Below are 17,193 nucleotides of genomic sequence, written 5' to 3' on the forward strand. Positions count from 1 at the left end.
ACCCGAAGTTAAGCCATTTGTTTAATGGTTACTTTTGGTTTTGCCTTTTTTAATTTTTGGTACAAGGGGTTGCCGTATGCGGATCGAAAAAGTGTTAAACAACAATGTTGTTACTGTCATAGATGATCAAAATTTTGAACTGGTAGTCATGGGAAGAGGACTTGCCTTTAAGAAAAAACAAGGGGACTATCTAGAAGAAGACAAAATTGAAAAAATCTTCACTTTAAGCAATCAAAAGCTTTCAGATAAGCTAAAAACGCTGCTTTCTGAGATTCCAATAGAGCATATGGAGCTTTCAGAAGAGATTATCAATTTCGCCAAGCTGCAACTAGGTAAAATGCTGGATGATAGTATCTACATCAGTCTGACCGATCATATCAGCTTTGCGTTAGAGCGATTCTCAAAAGGAATGAAGATTAAAAACGCCATGCTTTGGGAGATCAAAAAGTTCTATAAGGAAGAATATGAGGTTGGGAAAGCTGCACTTCAAATTATTCATTCAAAGTTTGGCATTATGCTTCCCGAGGATGAGGCTGGACATATTGCTCTCCATCTGGTGAATGCTGAACTGAATGAAGAGATGCCGAATATGGTCAATATTACGAAGATTATGAATGACATCTTAAATATCGTGAAGCATCATTTTAGACTAGAGTATGATGAAGAGTCCCTCGCTTATTATCGGTTTATCACTCACTTGAAATTTTTTGCCCAACGTCTCATCAACGGCACTCCACCGCCAGATAATGAGAATGGCCTATTTAATTTAGTGAAGGAGCAATACAAAGAAGCTTTCGCCAGCGTTGAGAAAATAAAAATCTATATTGATAAAACATACAATCGTGAATTAACAAATGATGAAATGTTGTATCTCACCATACACATTGAAAGAATTACAAACCAAAAAATGGAGTAGAAAACATCCTGATGATCAAGGAAGCCCTTGATTTATTAGGATTTTTTTTAGAGAAAAGTCCTTCTATATTAAATTTTAACTTTGACTTTCGGTGGAATCACGTATAAGATAACTATTATGTTATCTATGATAATCATTATCAATAGAATGATAACAATTATCATAGAATATAACTTCGAGCGTTATATACAGGGGGATAAAGAGAATGCACAAAAGGTTAATTAGTTTATTTATGGTTATTGCTATCATATTGGTAGTATCGGGCTGTGGTACTAACCAAAAGAATAATTCAACATCAAACGCGGGAGCAAATGACAAACCAGCTTCTGAAAACGCAAGTAGTGAATCTACAAGCGGTCCGATCGTATTAAAAGATTCTAAAGGCGAGGTTAAGCTGGATAAGCCTGCGCAAAAGGTTGTAGTTCTGGAGTGGACATTTACGGAAGATATTATTGCGCTCGGAATGCAGCCGGTGGGGAACGCCGATAATGAAAACTACAAGTTATATGTAACTTCTGAAGTACCACTCGATGCAAGCGTAACGGATGTTGGTTCACGCGACGAGCCGGATCTAGAGACCATTGCTTCATTAAAGCCAGATTTGATTATTGCGAATACGGGTGGACACGAAGGAATTTATGATCAATTAAAAGGCATCGCTCCAACACTGATTTTCGGTCTGTATCCGGAAGAAGGACAAGGCAATCAGTATACGTTGATGGAAGATACTTTCAAAACAATTGCAGCGGCTGTAGGTAAAACCGCGGAAGGCGATAAGGTTCTTGCTGACCTGGATGCACATTATGCGGAAGCGAAGGCAAAGCTGGCTGAAGCAGGTAAAGAAGGCTTGAATTACGTGCTGACGCAAGCTTACAGCTATCAGAATGCAGCAACATTGCGTCTCTTTACAGACAACTCACTAGCTGTTCAAACGTTGGATCGAATTGGTCTAAAGAACGACTGGAAACCCGAAAAATTCGAAGCTTACGGATTCACTACATCAACAGTTGAAGCATTGCCGGCTGTTCAGGATACTAACCTGATGTATATCGTTCAGAAGGATGATAATATTTTCACGAAAGAACTGAAGGATAACTCCGTGTGGAACGGTCTTAACTTTATGAAAGAAAATCGTACCTTCGGATTGAGCAGTACTACTTGGGTGTTTGGCGGTCCGATTTCCTCCAAAGTTATCGTGGATGAAGTAGTAAATACATTAACGAAATGAGTGCTTTTATGAATGGGAAGAGCAGCAAAGAAGCCTCAAGTGGAATGACTTGGCGAATCATTGGAATATTTGGGGGCGGCCTTGCCGTCCTCTTTGTTCTGTCCATTCTAAGCCTAGGCTTCGGCGAAGCCAAAATTCCTGCAGCTACGGTATTGGAGGGATTGCTAAATCGCCAGGATGTGATGGAACATAATCTGCTCTGGGATATCCGGATGCCGCGTACGGTAATTGGCCTACTGGCTGGGGCCGCTCTAGCTGCCGCTGGAGCATTATTGCAAACGATAACGAAGAATCCGCTTGCTTCCTCAGATACATTGGGGATTAATGCTGGAGCTTATTTTATGGTTGTCCTAGGTATGGTTACTTTTCCAGCTTTGCAGCATGAGTTCCCATTTTTGCTTGCAGTAGCAGGTGGGCTGCTTGCTGCACTGGCTGCCTATTTGTTGAGTGGTGGTAAGGGGGCCACGCCTGTCCGATTAGCTTTATCAGGTATGATCGTGTCTATGGTTCTCGGCGCGTTTACATCGGCCCTACATATTTTTAACAAGAACGAAACGCAAAATCTATTTTTATGGGGCTCAGGCTCACTGATTCAGCTAGATTGGGACGGTGTTAAGTATGCCTGGCCTTTTGTTATTCCATTGCTAATAGCAGCTATGCTCGCAGGTAGGCAGTTTGATGCGTTGGAGCTTGATGAGTCCACTGCTCGTTCACTCGGGCAACGTGTTGGATTGGCACGGGGGTTAGGTCTAGGTTTATCTGTATTGTTGGCTGCAGTCGTGGTCAGCGTGGTCGGTCCGATTGGATTTGTTGGTCTGGTGGCTCCTCATCTGGTTCGGCTTAGCGGTATTCGAAAGCATCACCTGCTCATTCCTGCAAGTGCGCTGTGGGGAGCACTGCTCATTACGGCAGCGGATACGCTTGCGCGTATGGTTCGTAGCAGTGTAGGTGAGATGCCAGTTGGGGCGGTTATGGCGATTATTGGAGCGCCTTGGCTCATATGGCTGGTGCTCACCAAGATGAAAAATATATCGGGTTCAGGCTCAGGTCAGTCATCTATGAATATAGGTGGAACTGCGCTTCGGATGCGCTTTGTTCCGGCGGTGATAACTATGACCGTACTGCTCGTTGCGGTTATCCTTGTGAGTTTGTCACTTGGGGGAACGAGAATACCGATTAGCGAGCTACTGAGCAGTCTTATCCACAGCGGAGATGGATCTTATTCCGTCCTGCTGAATTTACGGCTTCCGCGTACACTCGTTGCGGCTGGAGGCGGTATCGCGCTTGCCATTAGCGGTGTCTTGATTCAAAGCGCTGTCCGAAATCCGCTGGCTGACGCCTCCATTATTGGTGTGACCTCGGGTGCTGGATTGGGGGCGTTAACCGTAATGGTCGTTTTTCCGGCATTGACGGTATTAGCAGTCCCTATTGCAGCAATTGCGGGTGGTGCTTTGGCTGCAGCCTTTGTGTTTGTTCTGGCATGGCGTAGAGCCTTGAATCCATCGGTCCTTATTCTACTTGGAATTGCAGTATCGGCAATTGCTTCTGCGGGAATACAGGTCATGATCGTCAAGGGCAGTTTATGGAGCAGCAGCTCCTTAATTTGGTTAACGGGTTCGACTTACGGACGAAACTGGAATCAATTTAATAGCTTGTTTATCTTCCTGATAGTACTCGTTCCTTTTGCTTATTATTTGGGACGTAGATTCGATTTACTAGCATTTGGCGATGAGAGTTCAACAGGTCTGGGCCTGCCCGTTCGCGGAACTCGGCTTTGGGCGATGATTATCGGTGTGATGCTTGCAGCGGGAGCCGTTGCAAGTGTAGGAACCATTGGGTTTCTCGGACTTATGGCGCCGCATGCTGTACGGATGATGATTGGGCATCACACAAGACGATCTATTGTTCTGTCAGGATTACTTGGCGGATTGATGCTCGTGATTGCAGATACGCTAGGTAGAACCATTATGGCGCCGAAAGAAATTCCATCGGGTCTTATAATAATGTTGATCGGAGCTCCGTATTTCCTATTTTTAATGTATCGGTCGCAAGTCAGAAAGGTGTAACCCTTGGAGAGAGTGTGGTAATACCACTCTCTCTCCTTTTTTTTCTCCGGGTGCTTAGCTCTTCTTTTATCAAGGTTTGATTGAAGTTTAGATTATTTTTTTGTAACCTATAAATCATGAAACTTTTATATACTTAGAAGCGTCAGATGAGTAGGTAAAAAATGTATTCGTCATTCCAGGAGGGTGAGTCTGTGAAGAAGTTATGGATTTCAATTTTAGTAGTTTTAGTAGTCTTTCCGATGATGTTTCAATCCTCTGTAAAGGCTGCAACTCCGATCAGTATTATTATTGACGGGGTTCGATTGTCTACAGATCAAGCACCGGTGATGGTGAATGGGCGGACGATGGTGCCGTTGCGGGCTATTTTTGAAGCCTTTAATGCCACCATCAAGTGGAATCAAAAAGCACAAACTGTAACTGCAACTAAAGATGATACAACGATTATGTTAAAGATTGGCTCAAAGACCGCCACTATTAACAATAAGGCTGTAACTCTAGACGTGCCTGGTTTGAATCTGAAGGGGAGAACGATGGTCCCAACAAGGTTCGTCAGTGAAGCACTGGGCCATGAAGTAGGATGGAACCCCAAGACGCAAGTTGTAACTATAACGACTTCAGCCTCTAACGTTGGAAATGCAGGCCCAGTATCCAACGTAGTAGCGCAGGATGTGAGTGATTTCGGTGATGGTCGTGATCTTCAGGTTAGTTTCACTCGAGCGGCAAATGAGTCACTAGTGGATCATTACCGTGTTTTGATTGTGAAATCAGGGAATATTCTCAACTTGTCGTCCGCACAAACGATAACCTCTTACAATTATTCTACTGTATTACCAACAGGTACTAATCCTTCGATTAAATTGACTTCTGCTTCGAGGACTGTTGATGGTGATTCAATTAAGAGTAATCAAGCGTATGTGGCTTATGTCTTGACGGTTGGCAAAGGAAGTAATACCAGTGCACTTTCTAGTGGATCCTCCACTATGACACTAGTGAATAAGACTGTAGCGGCATTAAATAATGTACAAGTAAATGATATAAGCGATTATGGAGATGGAAGAGATTTATCGGTCAGCTTCAATAAGCTGTCAGATGAGTCGAAGGTAAGTTCTTATCGGATATTTGTTGTCAAAGCTACTAATTATTCGAATTTTAATTTAGCTACAGCAAATAATGTGACCACTGCTAATTACACGTTAGTCAGCAAGACGGGAAATAATATCACGCAAATTTTATCTTCAGGAGCCAGAGATGTGGACGGAGCTCTTGTTAAAACTGGCGTCAGCTACAGAGTGTTTGTCATGGCGATTGATAACAGTAATACAGCTAATAATGTATTGTCTTCTGTTTCCTCTGCAATAACGCTGTCCAATATAGGTGTCTCTAACTTAACTGTCAGCGACGTTAGCAACTATAATGATGGCCGAGATTTAAGGGTGTCATTTACTCATGCGACGGACGAAACCAATATTAGCCAGTATCGTATCCTGGTAGTTCCGACGTCCTATTACAGTACCTTTAGTTTAGCTGAAGCAAATAATGTATCAATTGCCAACTATACAGCGGCTAGTACAAATGGTACTTCCACCAGCCTAACATTGAGCTCGTCAGCCAGAGATGTACGTGGAGCTTTGATAAAGAATGGAGTCAGCTATAAAGTATATATCTTATCTATTGGAAGCGGAAGTAATTCAGGAGGGAATGTTCTTTCGAATGCTTCATCGGTAATTACATTAATTTATGATTCCAGTGTGAGTACAGTCTTTAACTTGAGTGTTAGCGACGTTTATGATTATGGAGATGGCCGAGATTTGAGAGTGTCATTTACTCATGCTTCGGATGAAACATACGTCAGTCAGTACCGAATTATGGTAGTTCCGACTTCATTTTATGGCAGTTTTGATTTATATGCAGCTAATAATGTATCAAGTGGCAACTATACAGCGGTTAGCACAAGTGGGGCTTCTACCAATCAGGTCTTGTATTCGTCAACTAGAGATGTTCTTGGTGATCTGATAAAGAGTGGGAGTAGCTATAGAGTGTATGTGTTATCTGTTGGAAGTGGAAATTATCGGGATTCTAATGAGCTATCTTCCGCTTCATCTATAGTTACACTGTTTAATAATACCAGCTTGAAGGCTGTTACAAACTTAAATGTTAGCGATGATAATGACTATGGTGATGGCCGAGATTTGAAGGTGAGCTTTAATCACGCCACAGATGAAACGTACATTAACCAATACCGAATTATGGTGGTACCAACGTTATATTACAGCAGCTTTAGCCTGTCCGATGCGAATAATGTATCCAGTTCTAACTATACAACGGTAAGTACTTCAGGCAACAGCACCAGTCAAGTATTAGATTCCTCCGCCAGAGATGTTCGTGGTGACGTGATAAAGGCTGGAGTGAGTTATAAAGTGTATGTGTTAACTGTGGGTAGTAATAATTATTCAGGTTCCAATGCATTGTCCTTGGAGTCTTCGATGATTACTTTGTTGGCAAACAAGACTCCAGTGGTCTCTGTAACCAATGTAACGTATAAAGAGGACAATGGTAGAATTCTGATCAGTTTCGTAAAATCAGCCAATGAGTCCAACATTTCAGAATACCGTGTATATGTGGTTCCGTCCAAACAAGGCTTTGGTACGGCGGATGCTCTTGCGGTGAATTCCTCTTATTATTCGTCGGTAGCCCCTAACGGAACGAACCTTTCAATATACACTGCGACAAGGGATGTTAACGGTGTTGCAATTGTTAAAGGTATCAAATATAAGGTGTATGTTCTTGCTGTAGCCAATAATAGCGGTGTACAGAATGGCGGTCTTTCAAATTCAACAGAAGAGTTTGAAATATAACCGAAATAAAGTTAATGTAAACATTTCAAGTTGACACCCTGTGTGATTTATCATATTATAATCCGTGTTGTTATAAGTAAATAAACCAAACTCTATCCAGTGGATGGAGTGGCGGAATTTTGTCAAAGATGTATTCTTTGGTTTCAGTCGCCCCTTGTCATTTCGATGACAAGGGGCTTTATTATGTGATTTGGACGGTTCAATAGGACAGTTCAACAGAAAGGAAAGAAGATTACGATGAATATGAAGTTACTCAAATATGCTTTACTAGTATTTATAGGAGCATGTAGTTATGGATCGCTGTCTACGATCGTCAAGCTTGGAATGAACGATGGATTTAGAATGCAGCAACTGGTCGGGTCGCAATACTTTTTTGGATGGTGCATGCTGCTCTTGTTAGTTGTTTTATTTTCCCGAAAAAAACTCGGGTTAAAGGTGGGTGCTTCGTTATTAGGCGCGGGGATTACCATTAGTATGACGGGTATTTTCTATGGTTTTGCCGTTGAACAATTACCTGCTTCGATTGCGATTGTTCTCTTATTCCAATTTACTTGGATTGGTGTGATTCTGGAGGCTGTTGTAGATAGAAAATGGCCTAGTCGAGAGAAAGTAATTTCGATGGTTATCCTTCTGATAGGAACAATATTAGCTGGGGGGATTCTAGAACCTAGTGTAGGCGAAATGACTACGAATGGTATTGTTTTCGGTTTGATGTCTGCGGTGTCGTTTGCCTTTTATATTTTTGTCAGTGGGAGAGTGGCTACGCAGGTACCTGCTGTGAATAAAAGCTTGTATATGACTACAAGTGCAATGATTATTATTATGGTTGTTTTTTCGCCTTCCTTTATTTATGACGGAGCACTTACAGATGGACTTTGGAAGTATGGTCTTCCTTTAGGGTTGCTTGGTATAGTTATTCCTGTGCTTTTCTTTTCTATTGGTGTTCCGAAACTGGGATCAGGTCTGGGAACGATTCTTGGTGCGGCGGAGTTGCCGGCAGCTGTTGTAGCCTCCGTGTTAGTCCTGCAAGAAGACGTGTCTTTGCTTCGGTGGGTTGGAATTTTCGTAGTTCTGATCGGAATCGCGGCACCTCAAATCATACCGATGCGAACAGGGGAAAAGTCACCTAAACCATCCTCCAAACCATCACTCCGTAAGGTGGAACTTTAAACTGTATACTAACATCGATGGTATGATCAGGTCCTTATAGGATGAGATCATCAATCGGTGTTTTTTTTTGCGAAAAAAGATTGGTGTTAATTTTTCTGGTATAGCGAATCATTGTCTATTATATAGTGGTGCTATTCTATTTAATGGAGATGACCACTGATGAACAGAAATGACTATGACTATTTTAAGTCTTTGCACGATCAAGAGAATCCGCTAGTGCTATATAACTGCTGGGATGTAGCTTCGGCTAAAGCGATAGAAAAAGCCGGTTCAAAGGCTATAGCCACAAGCAGCTTCGCTATGGCGGATGCATGGGGGTATTCGGATGGTGAACAGCTCTCATTTGAGCAGCTACTGTGGGCTGTTACGAGAATAGCAGAACATGTATCTGTGCCATTGACGGTAGATATTGAGGGTGGGTATGCTGTAGATGTAGAGTCCTTAGCCAATAACATAGAACAATTATTCCAATTAGATATATGTGGGATCAATTTCGAGGATCAAAAGGTGAATCATCCGAATGATGAATTATGGGCAATCGAGGAACAAAGTCATCGTATTCGAACTATACAGCAAGTGGCAGCCAAACTTCAAAAGAATGTGTTTATTAACGCCAGAACCGATCTCTTTTTCAAAAACGGGGAGCATTCTTTGGATTTAGTGAATGAAGCAATAGATCGTACCTGTGCTTACGCTGCTGCTGGAGCGGATGGGATTTTTATACCGGGACTCACCGATCGAAACTTGATTGAATATTTTGTGCAGCAGTCACTACTGCCTGTAAATGTTATGGTAATGGATGGTATGATTTCAAATGTTGAATTGGAAGAGCTTGGCGTAAAAAGAATTAGCTATGGACCGTATAGTTACTTTCAAGCACAGCATAATCTTCAAGAAGATGCTCGAGCTATTCTGCAGATACCTGCACATTATTCAGAAATGAGCTAACAACACTATGATCACTAATAAACAGCAAATCGATAAATATTATGAGATGTTAGTCGAAAAAAACTCCAATTATGAAGGTGTATTTTTTGTTGGCGTAAAAACAACAGGTATTATGTGCAGGCCAACTTGCCCCGCTAAAAAGCCTTATAAAGAAAATTGCGAGTTTTTCGCAACAGCCAAAGAAGCTTTGTTAGCTTCATATAGACCGTGTAAAAGATGCCAGCCTTTGTCCAATCCCACGAAAATGTCCTTAGAAGTAAAGCTTCTTGTTGAAGCTATTGAGCGTAATCGGGAAAGAAAATGGACCGATAAAGATTTTGATGAGCTGTCGATAAGTGCAAATACAGCGCGCCGGCAATTTAAGAAGCAATTTGGGATGACCTTTATTGAATATGCACGTTCCAGACGTTTAGGGCTGGCATTCAAACATATCAGGAATGGGGATTCTATCATAAACGTACAACTGGACAGCGGGTATGATTCGAGTAATGGGTTTAGGGATGCTTTTTCAAGAACGATGGGAACGGTCCCGAATCACTCTAAGCAGATTAAAGTGCTGTACTGTACCTGGATAGAAACGATATTAGGGTCTATGCTTGCGATCTCAGATGAAGAGTGCCTTTTACTGCTGGAATTTGTGGATCGAAAGGGACTTGAGAACGAAATTAAGAAATTACGTACTCGCTTGAATGCAACTGTTTTGCCTGAAAAAGTACCGGTGCTTGAGCAAATTGAAGAGGAATTAACTCTTTATTTCGAAGGGCAACTTACGGTGTTTAAATCACCGATTCGCTATTTAGGTTCTGATTTTCAGCAAAAGGTATGGAATGAACTTCGTAGAATTCCTGTAGGCCAGACGGTATCTTACAAGGAGCTTGCAGAGAATATAAACAACCCTTCGGCTTGTCGAGCTGTAGCCAGAGCTAATGGAGCGAATCAATTATCGATCTTGGTTCCGTGTCATCGCGTGATCAATAGTAATGGTGAATTAGGGGGCTACGGCGGCGGCATTGCAAGAAAAGAATGGTTAATCAACCACGAGAACAACGTTAGTTCGAAGGTAGCTTATTAACTAAAAACATACTGAACTCGATGTGTCTGAAAGTCTGGATACGTCGTTTTTTTATGCTTTTACCAGGTTTAAAAGTACTGTTTTAAGCAAAAGAAGGAAAAATTATGAATTCACAACAATATCCAATTGTGTTAGCATAATATATATTTTCATAAGAAAGCGAGCCTTATCTTAGGAGATTGGAGTGAACATCATGCTGAAGGTTCTGATCGTGGATGATGAGCCCTGGGTACTTGAAGGGCTGAGAACGATGATTGAATGGGAAAAATATGGCTTTGAAGTGTGCGCGGAAGCCCATAATGGCTCAGAAGCATTGAGACTTATACAAGAATATAAACCGGAACTGGTCCTAACGGACATTAATATGCCGGTTATTAACGGTCTCGAGCTTATCGCAAAATTGAATGAAGTGATGACAAAGCCTCCGAAGTTTGTGGTATTGACTGGGTATGATGACTTTAAATATGCACGTACGGCATTGCAGCAACGAGTGAATGACTATTTATTAAAACCTATTGATGATGAAGAAATAGAGTCCTTATTAAGCAGGATTACGCCTATGATTCAAAATGAAATCGCTTCCAATGAGGAGCTTGATAAGAAGCAATTCTTTGTCGTAAATAATATCGTCAACCGCCTAATACAAGGCGAGTATAACGAAAATTTAGAGCTTCTAACCCAGAGCACGTTGAAGCTTCAAGCGAATGCAGAATTAATGTGTATTCTTATCGAACCAGCCACATCTTTGAATCCATTTCTTCCACGAACCGTCGACTACTTTCCTCAGGAAAGTACCCATTTCTTTCAAGATCGATCGGGAAGAACAGGGATTATTCTTGAGTCTGCTTATATTGGGAATGAGAGTCTGGACGCTATCGTCAACCAGATTCGTTCGGATTTTGCTGAACAATCACATGAGCCGGTACTCCTGGCGATTAGCACTAGGGGGGTAGGCGTGTGTTCGATTCGAGAAATCTATATGCAGGCGCTTGATGTATGGAAGCGCAAGACACATCAGCAGAAGAAGGGGGTTTTTTATTATTGTGAGCTTAGGGCTCTAAAGAAGAATGAACACCATGAGGATCACTTCAAACTGCTGCTGGATAAGGTCCTGGCAAACGATATAGAACAGATACAGCCATGTGTAAAAGAAACGTTTGCTTTTTTCGTAGAGAATCTATTGACGATTGAAATCGTGCAAGCCCAAGTGGCTCATTTAGAGCTTACAATTTGTACTCTTATAGCCCAAATGAATGGTACTCCAGATACGATGATGATAAAGATTCAGCAAGAATATGGAAATTTAGGGGGATTAAATGATTATTTTGCATTAAGCCGCTATGTTCAAAGTCTATCTATGCTGGCGACGGTCTATTTATCTGAATTAGAGCAGCAGAATGAACAAAATACGATTTACAAGGTGATTCAGTATGTGAATCGTGAATTTCGGAATAAATTGAAGCTTCAGGATTTAGCGCGGCAATTTCATATCAATTCTACCTATTTGGGACAGCTTTTCAGGAAACAAACGGGTCAGGGCTTTAGTGAATATTTAAATGCCAAAAGGATTGAGGAAGCCAAAAGTCTGCTTAAGCGAACGCAGCTGAAAATATCGGATATTGCGGTGCAGGTGGGATTTTCAAATACAGACTATTTTATAGACAAGTTCAAGCTGATTGTAGGGGTAGTCCCATCCGTCTATAAAAATGAAAATAAAAACCAATAGCTCTAGGGGAAGCAAGGTGTTTCGTATGGAGAGAAAAAAATTCAGATTTAGAAAAGCAGTCAATGACATTCCACTGAACTATAAATTTTCCCTCATTTATATTATAGGTGTGCTTCTCCCTATCATTATTATCAACCTTGTTTTTTTGGATCGGATTTCCGATTTGATCAAATCCAGAGAACAGCAAAACTTAGAAATCTCTTTAGAGAGGGCCAGAAAGGATATTCAAGATTTCATTGAGGGTGGAGTAGCAGTTAGTTATACGCTGTCCTCCGATAAGAATCTGTATGAATTGCTAGAGCGGAGGTATGGGAACATGATTGAATTTTATGACACCTTCGACGAACAGCTTCGAGATCGGATGAACAGTTATATGCCAGTTAACAATCAGCTTGAACGAATTACTGTATTTACGAATAATGACTCCATTGTTTCCGGGAGTAACTATCAGGTCATCACGGACAAGGTAAGGGAGAGTGAGTGGTATAAGCAGTTCAGTGCTGCGAATAAACATATGTTTCTTGCTGCTTATCAAATGAGCACAGCGCCTAATGTGGCTTCTAATGCCCCATATTTAAGTGTAATTGAGCGAATGGATGTATACAGCTCACTAAATACCTATGAGAAGCTGCTTAGAATTGACCTGGATCTCAGTAAAATATATGACATTATAATTAGAGAAAAGGATTATTTGAGTCTTTACTTGGTTAACGGGCAGGATGAAATCATTATGTCTGCTCAGAGCGGTTATCAGAGAGGTACGAAGGATCCTTATCCTGTATTCGAGCTTCAGGATGATGAGCGCAAGGAAGACATACATATTGTACCCGTTGGCGGGGCTAGTTATATAAAAAGCTGGCGAATTATAGGGGTTACGCAAGGGGAGCGTATTGCTCAGGCGATTCTGGAGATTCGGATTTATGCAGGTATTTTGGCTTCCATTGTCACCTTGCTCACAACCGCCTTTTTATATGTGATGTTAAGATCCTACAATTATCGGGTGAAACGGTTGTCTAGGCATATGCAGAAAGTAACGAATGAGAAATTCGATCTTATTCAAATCGATGAAGGACAAGATGAGATTGGTGACTTGATTCATAACTTTAATAGAATGACCACTAAAATTAATTCTCTAATTAACGATGTATACAAACTGGAGATTCAAAAGAATAACCTGGAGATGGAAAGAGTAAGGGCTGAACTGAATTTTTTGCAAAGTCAGATGAATCCCCATTTTCTCTTCAATACTTTAAATGCCATTTTAGTGGTCTGTACCAAAAATAATTATTCGGACGTTACAGACATCATTAAGAGTTTATCCAAGTTGCTCAGAAGACTACTTAGCTGGAAAGAAGATCTCGTTACATTGGAAGAAGAAATGACGTTCATTGAGATGTATCTGAAAATAGAAAAATTCCGGTTCAGAGATAAATTTGACTATCAATTTGAGATCGATGAGCAGTCGCTGCAATATAAAATTCCAAAGCTAAGCATGCAGCCGTTAGTAGAAAATTCCTGTAAGCATGGTCTGCAGGCCATAGAAGGACTCGGTATCATTAAAGTAAAGACGGAAATCGAGGATAGTCGTTTGCAAGTTACGATTTCAGATAACGGTAAAGGGATCGAACCAAGCCAGCTTAAAGAAATTTTATTTAATGTTCAAAATGAAGAAGCCTCCTCAGGAACGAATATCGGAATCCGCAACGTGTATCGCAGACTGGAGCTATATTATGAAGATCAGGTTCGCTTTGAAATCAGCAGTGTCCCAAATGAAGGGACCGTTGTCACGTTTGGTATTCCGCTAAAGCTCCTGGAACGAAAAAATAGCTAGAAGGTGAGGGAGCCTATGAAATACAAAGTATTGTTGATCGATGATGAGCCTAGTGCTCTTGAGGGGATGCAGCTATGGATAGACTGGCAGGCGCTTGGCTTTGAAGTATGTGGAACCTCCAGTAATGGCAAAGAGGGCTTACAGTTAATAAGGCAGCTACTGCCGGATCTTGTCATTACAGATGTAAATATGCCGCTAATGAATGGTCTGGAAATGGTTTCCGCCTGGCAGCAAGAGGAGACTAAACCGATTAAGTTTGCCATACTAAGCGGTTATAGTGAGTTTGAATATGCTAAGACAGCTATACGTTATGGCATTAACCATTATCTGATGAAGCCGCTATTCGAAGAAGAGGCTTCAGAAGAATTGAAGGAGATATATCGGGAATTAGAACAGGAAACTCAGAAGCGAAGCTTAAATCAAATGGCAAACTCAGAGGAAGTTGTCGCTCTTCTTAAGAGCATATTGAATGAGAAGGCAGAAGATAAGTCAGACTTTACAGTACTTACACGTCTATCGGAAGGCAAAAGCCTTTGGAATATTTGTTTACTACAGACAGACCCGACGATGTATACGGAAATCAGAGAGAAAGCAGTAGCTCTCCTAACGAATACGGAATCGATGTTTCTGATCGATCTGGAGGCTTATTGCTTTGGAATCGTATACGGCTATCCTTCGGAGTCAGATGAGGGTGCTGCAATATATCCTGCAGTAGCTCCCTTGCTGAAAGAACACCCCAAGCAAGCCATGTATATTGCAGTAGGGGATAGCGAGGGCTCTTTGCTTCAAATTGCGAATAGCTACCGAACGGCGAAAGAAGCACTAATGTATTATTTTTATAATTCGGATCATTCAGGATTCTTGACCTATAAGGGAACCAAAGATAGTCAGTTCAGCTATCACTATGATCAAATTCAACTGATGGATGACTTAATGAGACCCATTAACACACTGGACATAAAAGGCTTTAAACAAGCTGTGGGCTTGGCCTCTCGCAGTTTTCGTGAGATGCGCATTGCTCCAGAGGTTGTGAAGAAGATCGTTATTCATATTATGTATAAGATCGTTGAGTTTACTTCGAAAGCTAGTGAAGTTCAAGTATCCTCCCTGTTAACTCAAATAACAATCCCCGAAATGCGGGACTCGATGATGAAGTTGAACGATTTAATGCGTAATCTTTTATCATGTGGTGAGGCGAGTATTGATATTCTTATAAGAGAACAAAGCCAAAAATCACAAGGGATTGTACAGGAAATCAACAACTATATTGAAGCGCATTATCACGAAAATCTTACAATTAAAAAGCTGTCGGAGGTATTCTTCCTGCATCCAGTATATCTGGGACAATTATTGATCAAGAAGAATGGCATTCATTTTAATGAGCAGCTGCATGACCTCCGGATTAAGGAATCAGCACGTTTACTTCAACACAATAAGTTGAAAAACAGTGAGATCGCGGAGAAGGTAGGATATTCCAATTACAGTCAGTTTCTCAAACAATTTGAAAAAAAGATGCATATGAGCCCTAATGAATTTAAACATAAGAATACCTAAACTTTTTGGGGGTATACCTTTAGTTCTGGCGTATTAACAGTGGCATCATCACCTCTATAATTTAACTTGTAAGGGCTTACAATATGGTTTCACCAACAAAATATGGAGGTGCTTTATGGGGGGCAAGTTAATATCAAAGTTCAAACTTAGTCTGATTGCTGTGTTATCCCTAAGTTTTGCTCTAGCAGGGTGCGGTGGAAATAACAGCGGTAATGCTGCTAAGGGGGAAAACAAACCGGCAGAAACAACAGCTGCAACTGCAGCTGGAACCGATGACAAGAAGGTAGAGCCTTTTGAAGTTAGTATCTTTCTTGGAGAAGCAGGTCAGCAACCCACACCAGATAACAAAATTTACAAAATGATCAAAGAAAAAACAGGTGCATCATTCAGTTTCGAATTCTTGGCAGGAGATCTTAAACAGAAGCTTGGTGTTATGATTGCCGGTTCGGATTATCCGGATCTAATGAGTTCTAATACCCAACTGACGGCAGCAGGCGCTTTTATTCCTCTTGAGGACTTGATTGAAGAACACGCTCCGAATTTGAAAGCGCATTACGCAGCTTACTGGAACATGATGAAGGATCCAAATGATGGACATATTTATACCCTTCCAAACTATGGTGCGTATAACGGTGAGATGAATACAACCTACTATTCTGGCCCAGCTTTCTGGATTCAGAAGGCTGTACTAAAAGATGCTGGTTATCCAACAATTAAAACTTTGGACGAGTATTTCGATCTTATCGTGAAATATAAAGAGAAAAATCCAACCATTGATGGTCAACCAACAATTGGGTTTGAGATTCATAACAAAGACTGGAGAAACTGGGGATTGTTCAACGCTCCTCAGCATCTGATCGGGCATCCTAATGATGGCGGAGTAGTAGTTAAGGATAACGTAGCAGAAATCTTTGCGGATAAAGACTATGCTAAGCAGTACTATAAAAAGCTTAATGATATGAATGCGTTGGGTATTATTGATAAAGAAGCATTTGTAATGGATTATGACCAATATTTAGCTAAATTGTCTAGCGGAGCCGTACTGGGAATGTTTGATCAGCACTGGAACTTCCAGAAAGCAGAAGATTCACTCAAAACACAAGGGAAAGATATGAGCACTTATGTAGGTTTGCCTCTTGTATATGATACTAACACCAAAGATTATTATCTGGATCGCCCTGCTCTTAACTTGAATAATGGATTCGGGATCACCGTCAATGCTAAGGATCCAGTGAGAATCCTTAAACTTATGGACACATTAATTCAAGAAGATTGGCAAAAAACCCTCACTTGGGGTATTGAAGGCGAAGATTATCAAGTGGAAGCCGGTCGCTTTATAAGAACCCAAGAACAACGGGACAACGCAGTTGATGCAACATGGAAGCTAAGTAACAAAGCAGAAGCTTGGTATGCTACTGCTCCTAAAATGCAAGGGTACTTTGCAGACGGTAACTCAACGGATGCGGCAGCCCAACCAGAAGAATATAAAGCAGGGTTGGAAGCGTATGACAAGGAAGTCCTTGACGCATATGGATTCAACAGCTATGTAGATTTCTTCAGTAAGCCTGGACCGAACCCAGTGGCTTATCCAGCTTGGTCGATAGATCTTGTTGAAAATTCTCCAGCAAAAATTGCTGATACGAAGATGGGAGAAGTTAAAACCAAGTACCTGCCAAAAGCAATCTTGGCTAGCCCTACCGATTTCGATAAAGTTTGGACTGAATTTGTTGGAGAACTTCATAAAGCGGATATTAAAGCTTACGAAGATAGAATCAATGAACAGCTTAAATGGAGATTTGATACTTGGAGTGTTAAATAGTTAGAGCT

11 protein-coding genes are annotated in these 17,193 nt (G+C 41.2%); all 11 read left to right on the plus strand.

Features of this window, described 5'->3' with window-relative positions:
* The first annotated feature begins 76 nt into the window (after nucleotides 1-76).
* The 11 genes from licT to MKY52_RS13565 all read left to right on the plus strand — a co-directional run bounded on the left by licT (nucleotide 77) and on the right by MKY52_RS13565 (nucleotide 17,185).
* Entirely contained in the window at nucleotides 77-916 is an 840-nt protein-coding gene (licT, locus tag MKY52_RS13515; protein ID WP_341051716.1) for a BglG family transcription antiterminator LicT, read from the plus strand.
* Between the two features lie 205 nt (nucleotides 917-1,121).
* Nucleotides 1,122-2,144, plus strand: a complete 1,023-nt coding sequence (locus tag MKY52_RS13520; protein ID WP_341051718.1) for an ABC transporter substrate-binding protein — start codon at nucleotides 1,122-1,124, stop codon at nucleotides 2,142-2,144.
* An 8-nt stretch (nucleotides 2,145-2,152) separates the two neighbouring features.
* Entirely contained in the window at nucleotides 2,153-4,210 is a 2,058-nt protein-coding gene (locus MKY52_RS13525; protein WP_341051720.1) for an iron ABC transporter permease, read from the plus strand.
* A 191-nt stretch (nucleotides 4,211-4,401) separates the two neighbouring features.
* Nucleotides 4,402-7,065 (plus strand): copper amine oxidase N-terminal domain-containing protein, encoded by a 2,664-nt coding sequence (locus MKY52_RS13530; protein WP_341051721.1) that lies wholly within the window; start codon nucleotides 4,402-4,404, stop codon nucleotides 7,063-7,065.
* 243 nt (nucleotides 7,066-7,308) lie between these two features.
* Nucleotides 7,309-8,235 carry an EamA family transporter gene (locus tag MKY52_RS13535; RefSeq protein WP_341053416.1) on the plus strand — a complete coding sequence of 309 codons (927 nt, stop codon included), beginning with the start codon at nucleotides 7,309-7,311 and terminating at the stop codon, nucleotides 8,233-8,235.
* A gap of 159 nt (nucleotides 8,236-8,394) precedes the next feature.
* Complete coding sequence (locus tag MKY52_RS13540; protein ID WP_341051723.1) at nucleotides 8,395-9,183, plus strand: isocitrate lyase/PEP mutase family protein; 789 nt, start codon at nucleotides 8,395-8,397, stop codon at nucleotides 9,181-9,183.
* Nucleotides 9,184-9,190: 7 nt separating this feature from the next.
* Nucleotides 9,191-10,255 carry a bifunctional transcriptional activator/DNA repair enzyme AdaA gene (locus tag MKY52_RS13545; protein ID WP_341051725.1) on the plus strand — a complete coding sequence of 355 codons (1,065 nt, stop codon included), beginning with the start codon at nucleotides 9,191-9,193 and terminating at the stop codon, nucleotides 10,253-10,255.
* A gap of 193 nt (nucleotides 10,256-10,448) precedes the next feature.
* Nucleotides 10,449-11,981: a response regulator gene (locus MKY52_RS13550; protein WP_341053417.1), complete on the plus strand. Its 1,533-nt coding sequence runs from the start codon at nucleotides 10,449-10,451 to the stop codon at nucleotides 11,979-11,981.
* Between the two features lie 25 nt (nucleotides 11,982-12,006).
* Complete coding sequence (locus MKY52_RS13555; protein WP_341051726.1) at nucleotides 12,007-13,812, plus strand: sensor histidine kinase; 1,806 nt, start codon at nucleotides 12,007-12,009, stop codon at nucleotides 13,810-13,812.
* A 15-nt stretch (nucleotides 13,813-13,827) separates the two neighbouring features.
* On the plus strand, nucleotides 13,828-15,366 hold the full coding sequence (locus MKY52_RS13560; RefSeq protein ID WP_341051727.1) for a response regulator transcription factor: 1,539 nt from the start codon (nucleotides 13,828-13,830) through the stop codon (nucleotides 15,364-15,366).
* A gap of 115 nt (nucleotides 15,367-15,481) precedes the next feature.
* A complete protein-coding gene (locus MKY52_RS13565) occupies nucleotides 15,482-17,185 on the plus strand; it encodes a sugar ABC transporter substrate-binding protein (protein ID WP_341051729.1) in 1,704 nt (567 codons plus the stop codon).
* Nucleotides 17,186-17,193 lie beyond the last annotated feature (8 nt).

This window comes from Paenibacillus sp. FSL P4-0184 (genome assembly GCF_038004625.1).
GTDB lineage: Bacteria > Bacillota > Bacilli > Paenibacillales > Paenibacillaceae > Paenibacillus_AQ.

Coding starts and splice junctions, on each gene's coding strand:
- MKY52_RS13525 (WP_341051720.1), top strand. CDS start 2,153: ATGAATGGGAAGAGCAGCAAAGAAGCCTCAAGTGGAATGACTTGGCGA.
- licT (WP_341051716.1), top strand. CDS start 77: ATGCGGATCGAAAAAGTGTTAAACAACAATGTTGTTACTGTCATAGAT.
- MKY52_RS13535 (WP_341053416.1), top strand. CDS start 7,309: ATGAAGTTACTCAAATATGCTTTACTAGTATTTATAGGAGCATGTAGT.
- MKY52_RS13555 (WP_341051726.1), top strand. CDS start 12,007: ATGGAGAGAAAAAAATTCAGATTTAGAAAAGCAGTCAATGACATTCCA.
- MKY52_RS13520 (WP_341051718.1), top strand. CDS start 1,122: ATGCACAAAAGGTTAATTAGTTTATTTATGGTTATTGCTATCATATTG.
- MKY52_RS13565 (WP_341051729.1), top strand. CDS start 15,482: ATGGGGGGCAAGTTAATATCAAAGTTCAAACTTAGTCTGATTGCTGTG.
- MKY52_RS13540 (WP_341051723.1), top strand. CDS start 8,395: ATGAACAGAAATGACTATGACTATTTTAAGTCTTTGCACGATCAAGAG.
- MKY52_RS13560 (WP_341051727.1), top strand. CDS start 13,828: ATGAAATACAAAGTATTGTTGATCGATGATGAGCCTAGTGCTCTTGAG.
- MKY52_RS13550 (WP_341053417.1), top strand. CDS start 10,449: ATGCTGAAGGTTCTGATCGTGGATGATGAGCCCTGGGTACTTGAAGGG.
- MKY52_RS13545 (WP_341051725.1), top strand. CDS start 9,191: ATGATCACTAATAAACAGCAAATCGATAAATATTATGAGATGTTAGTC.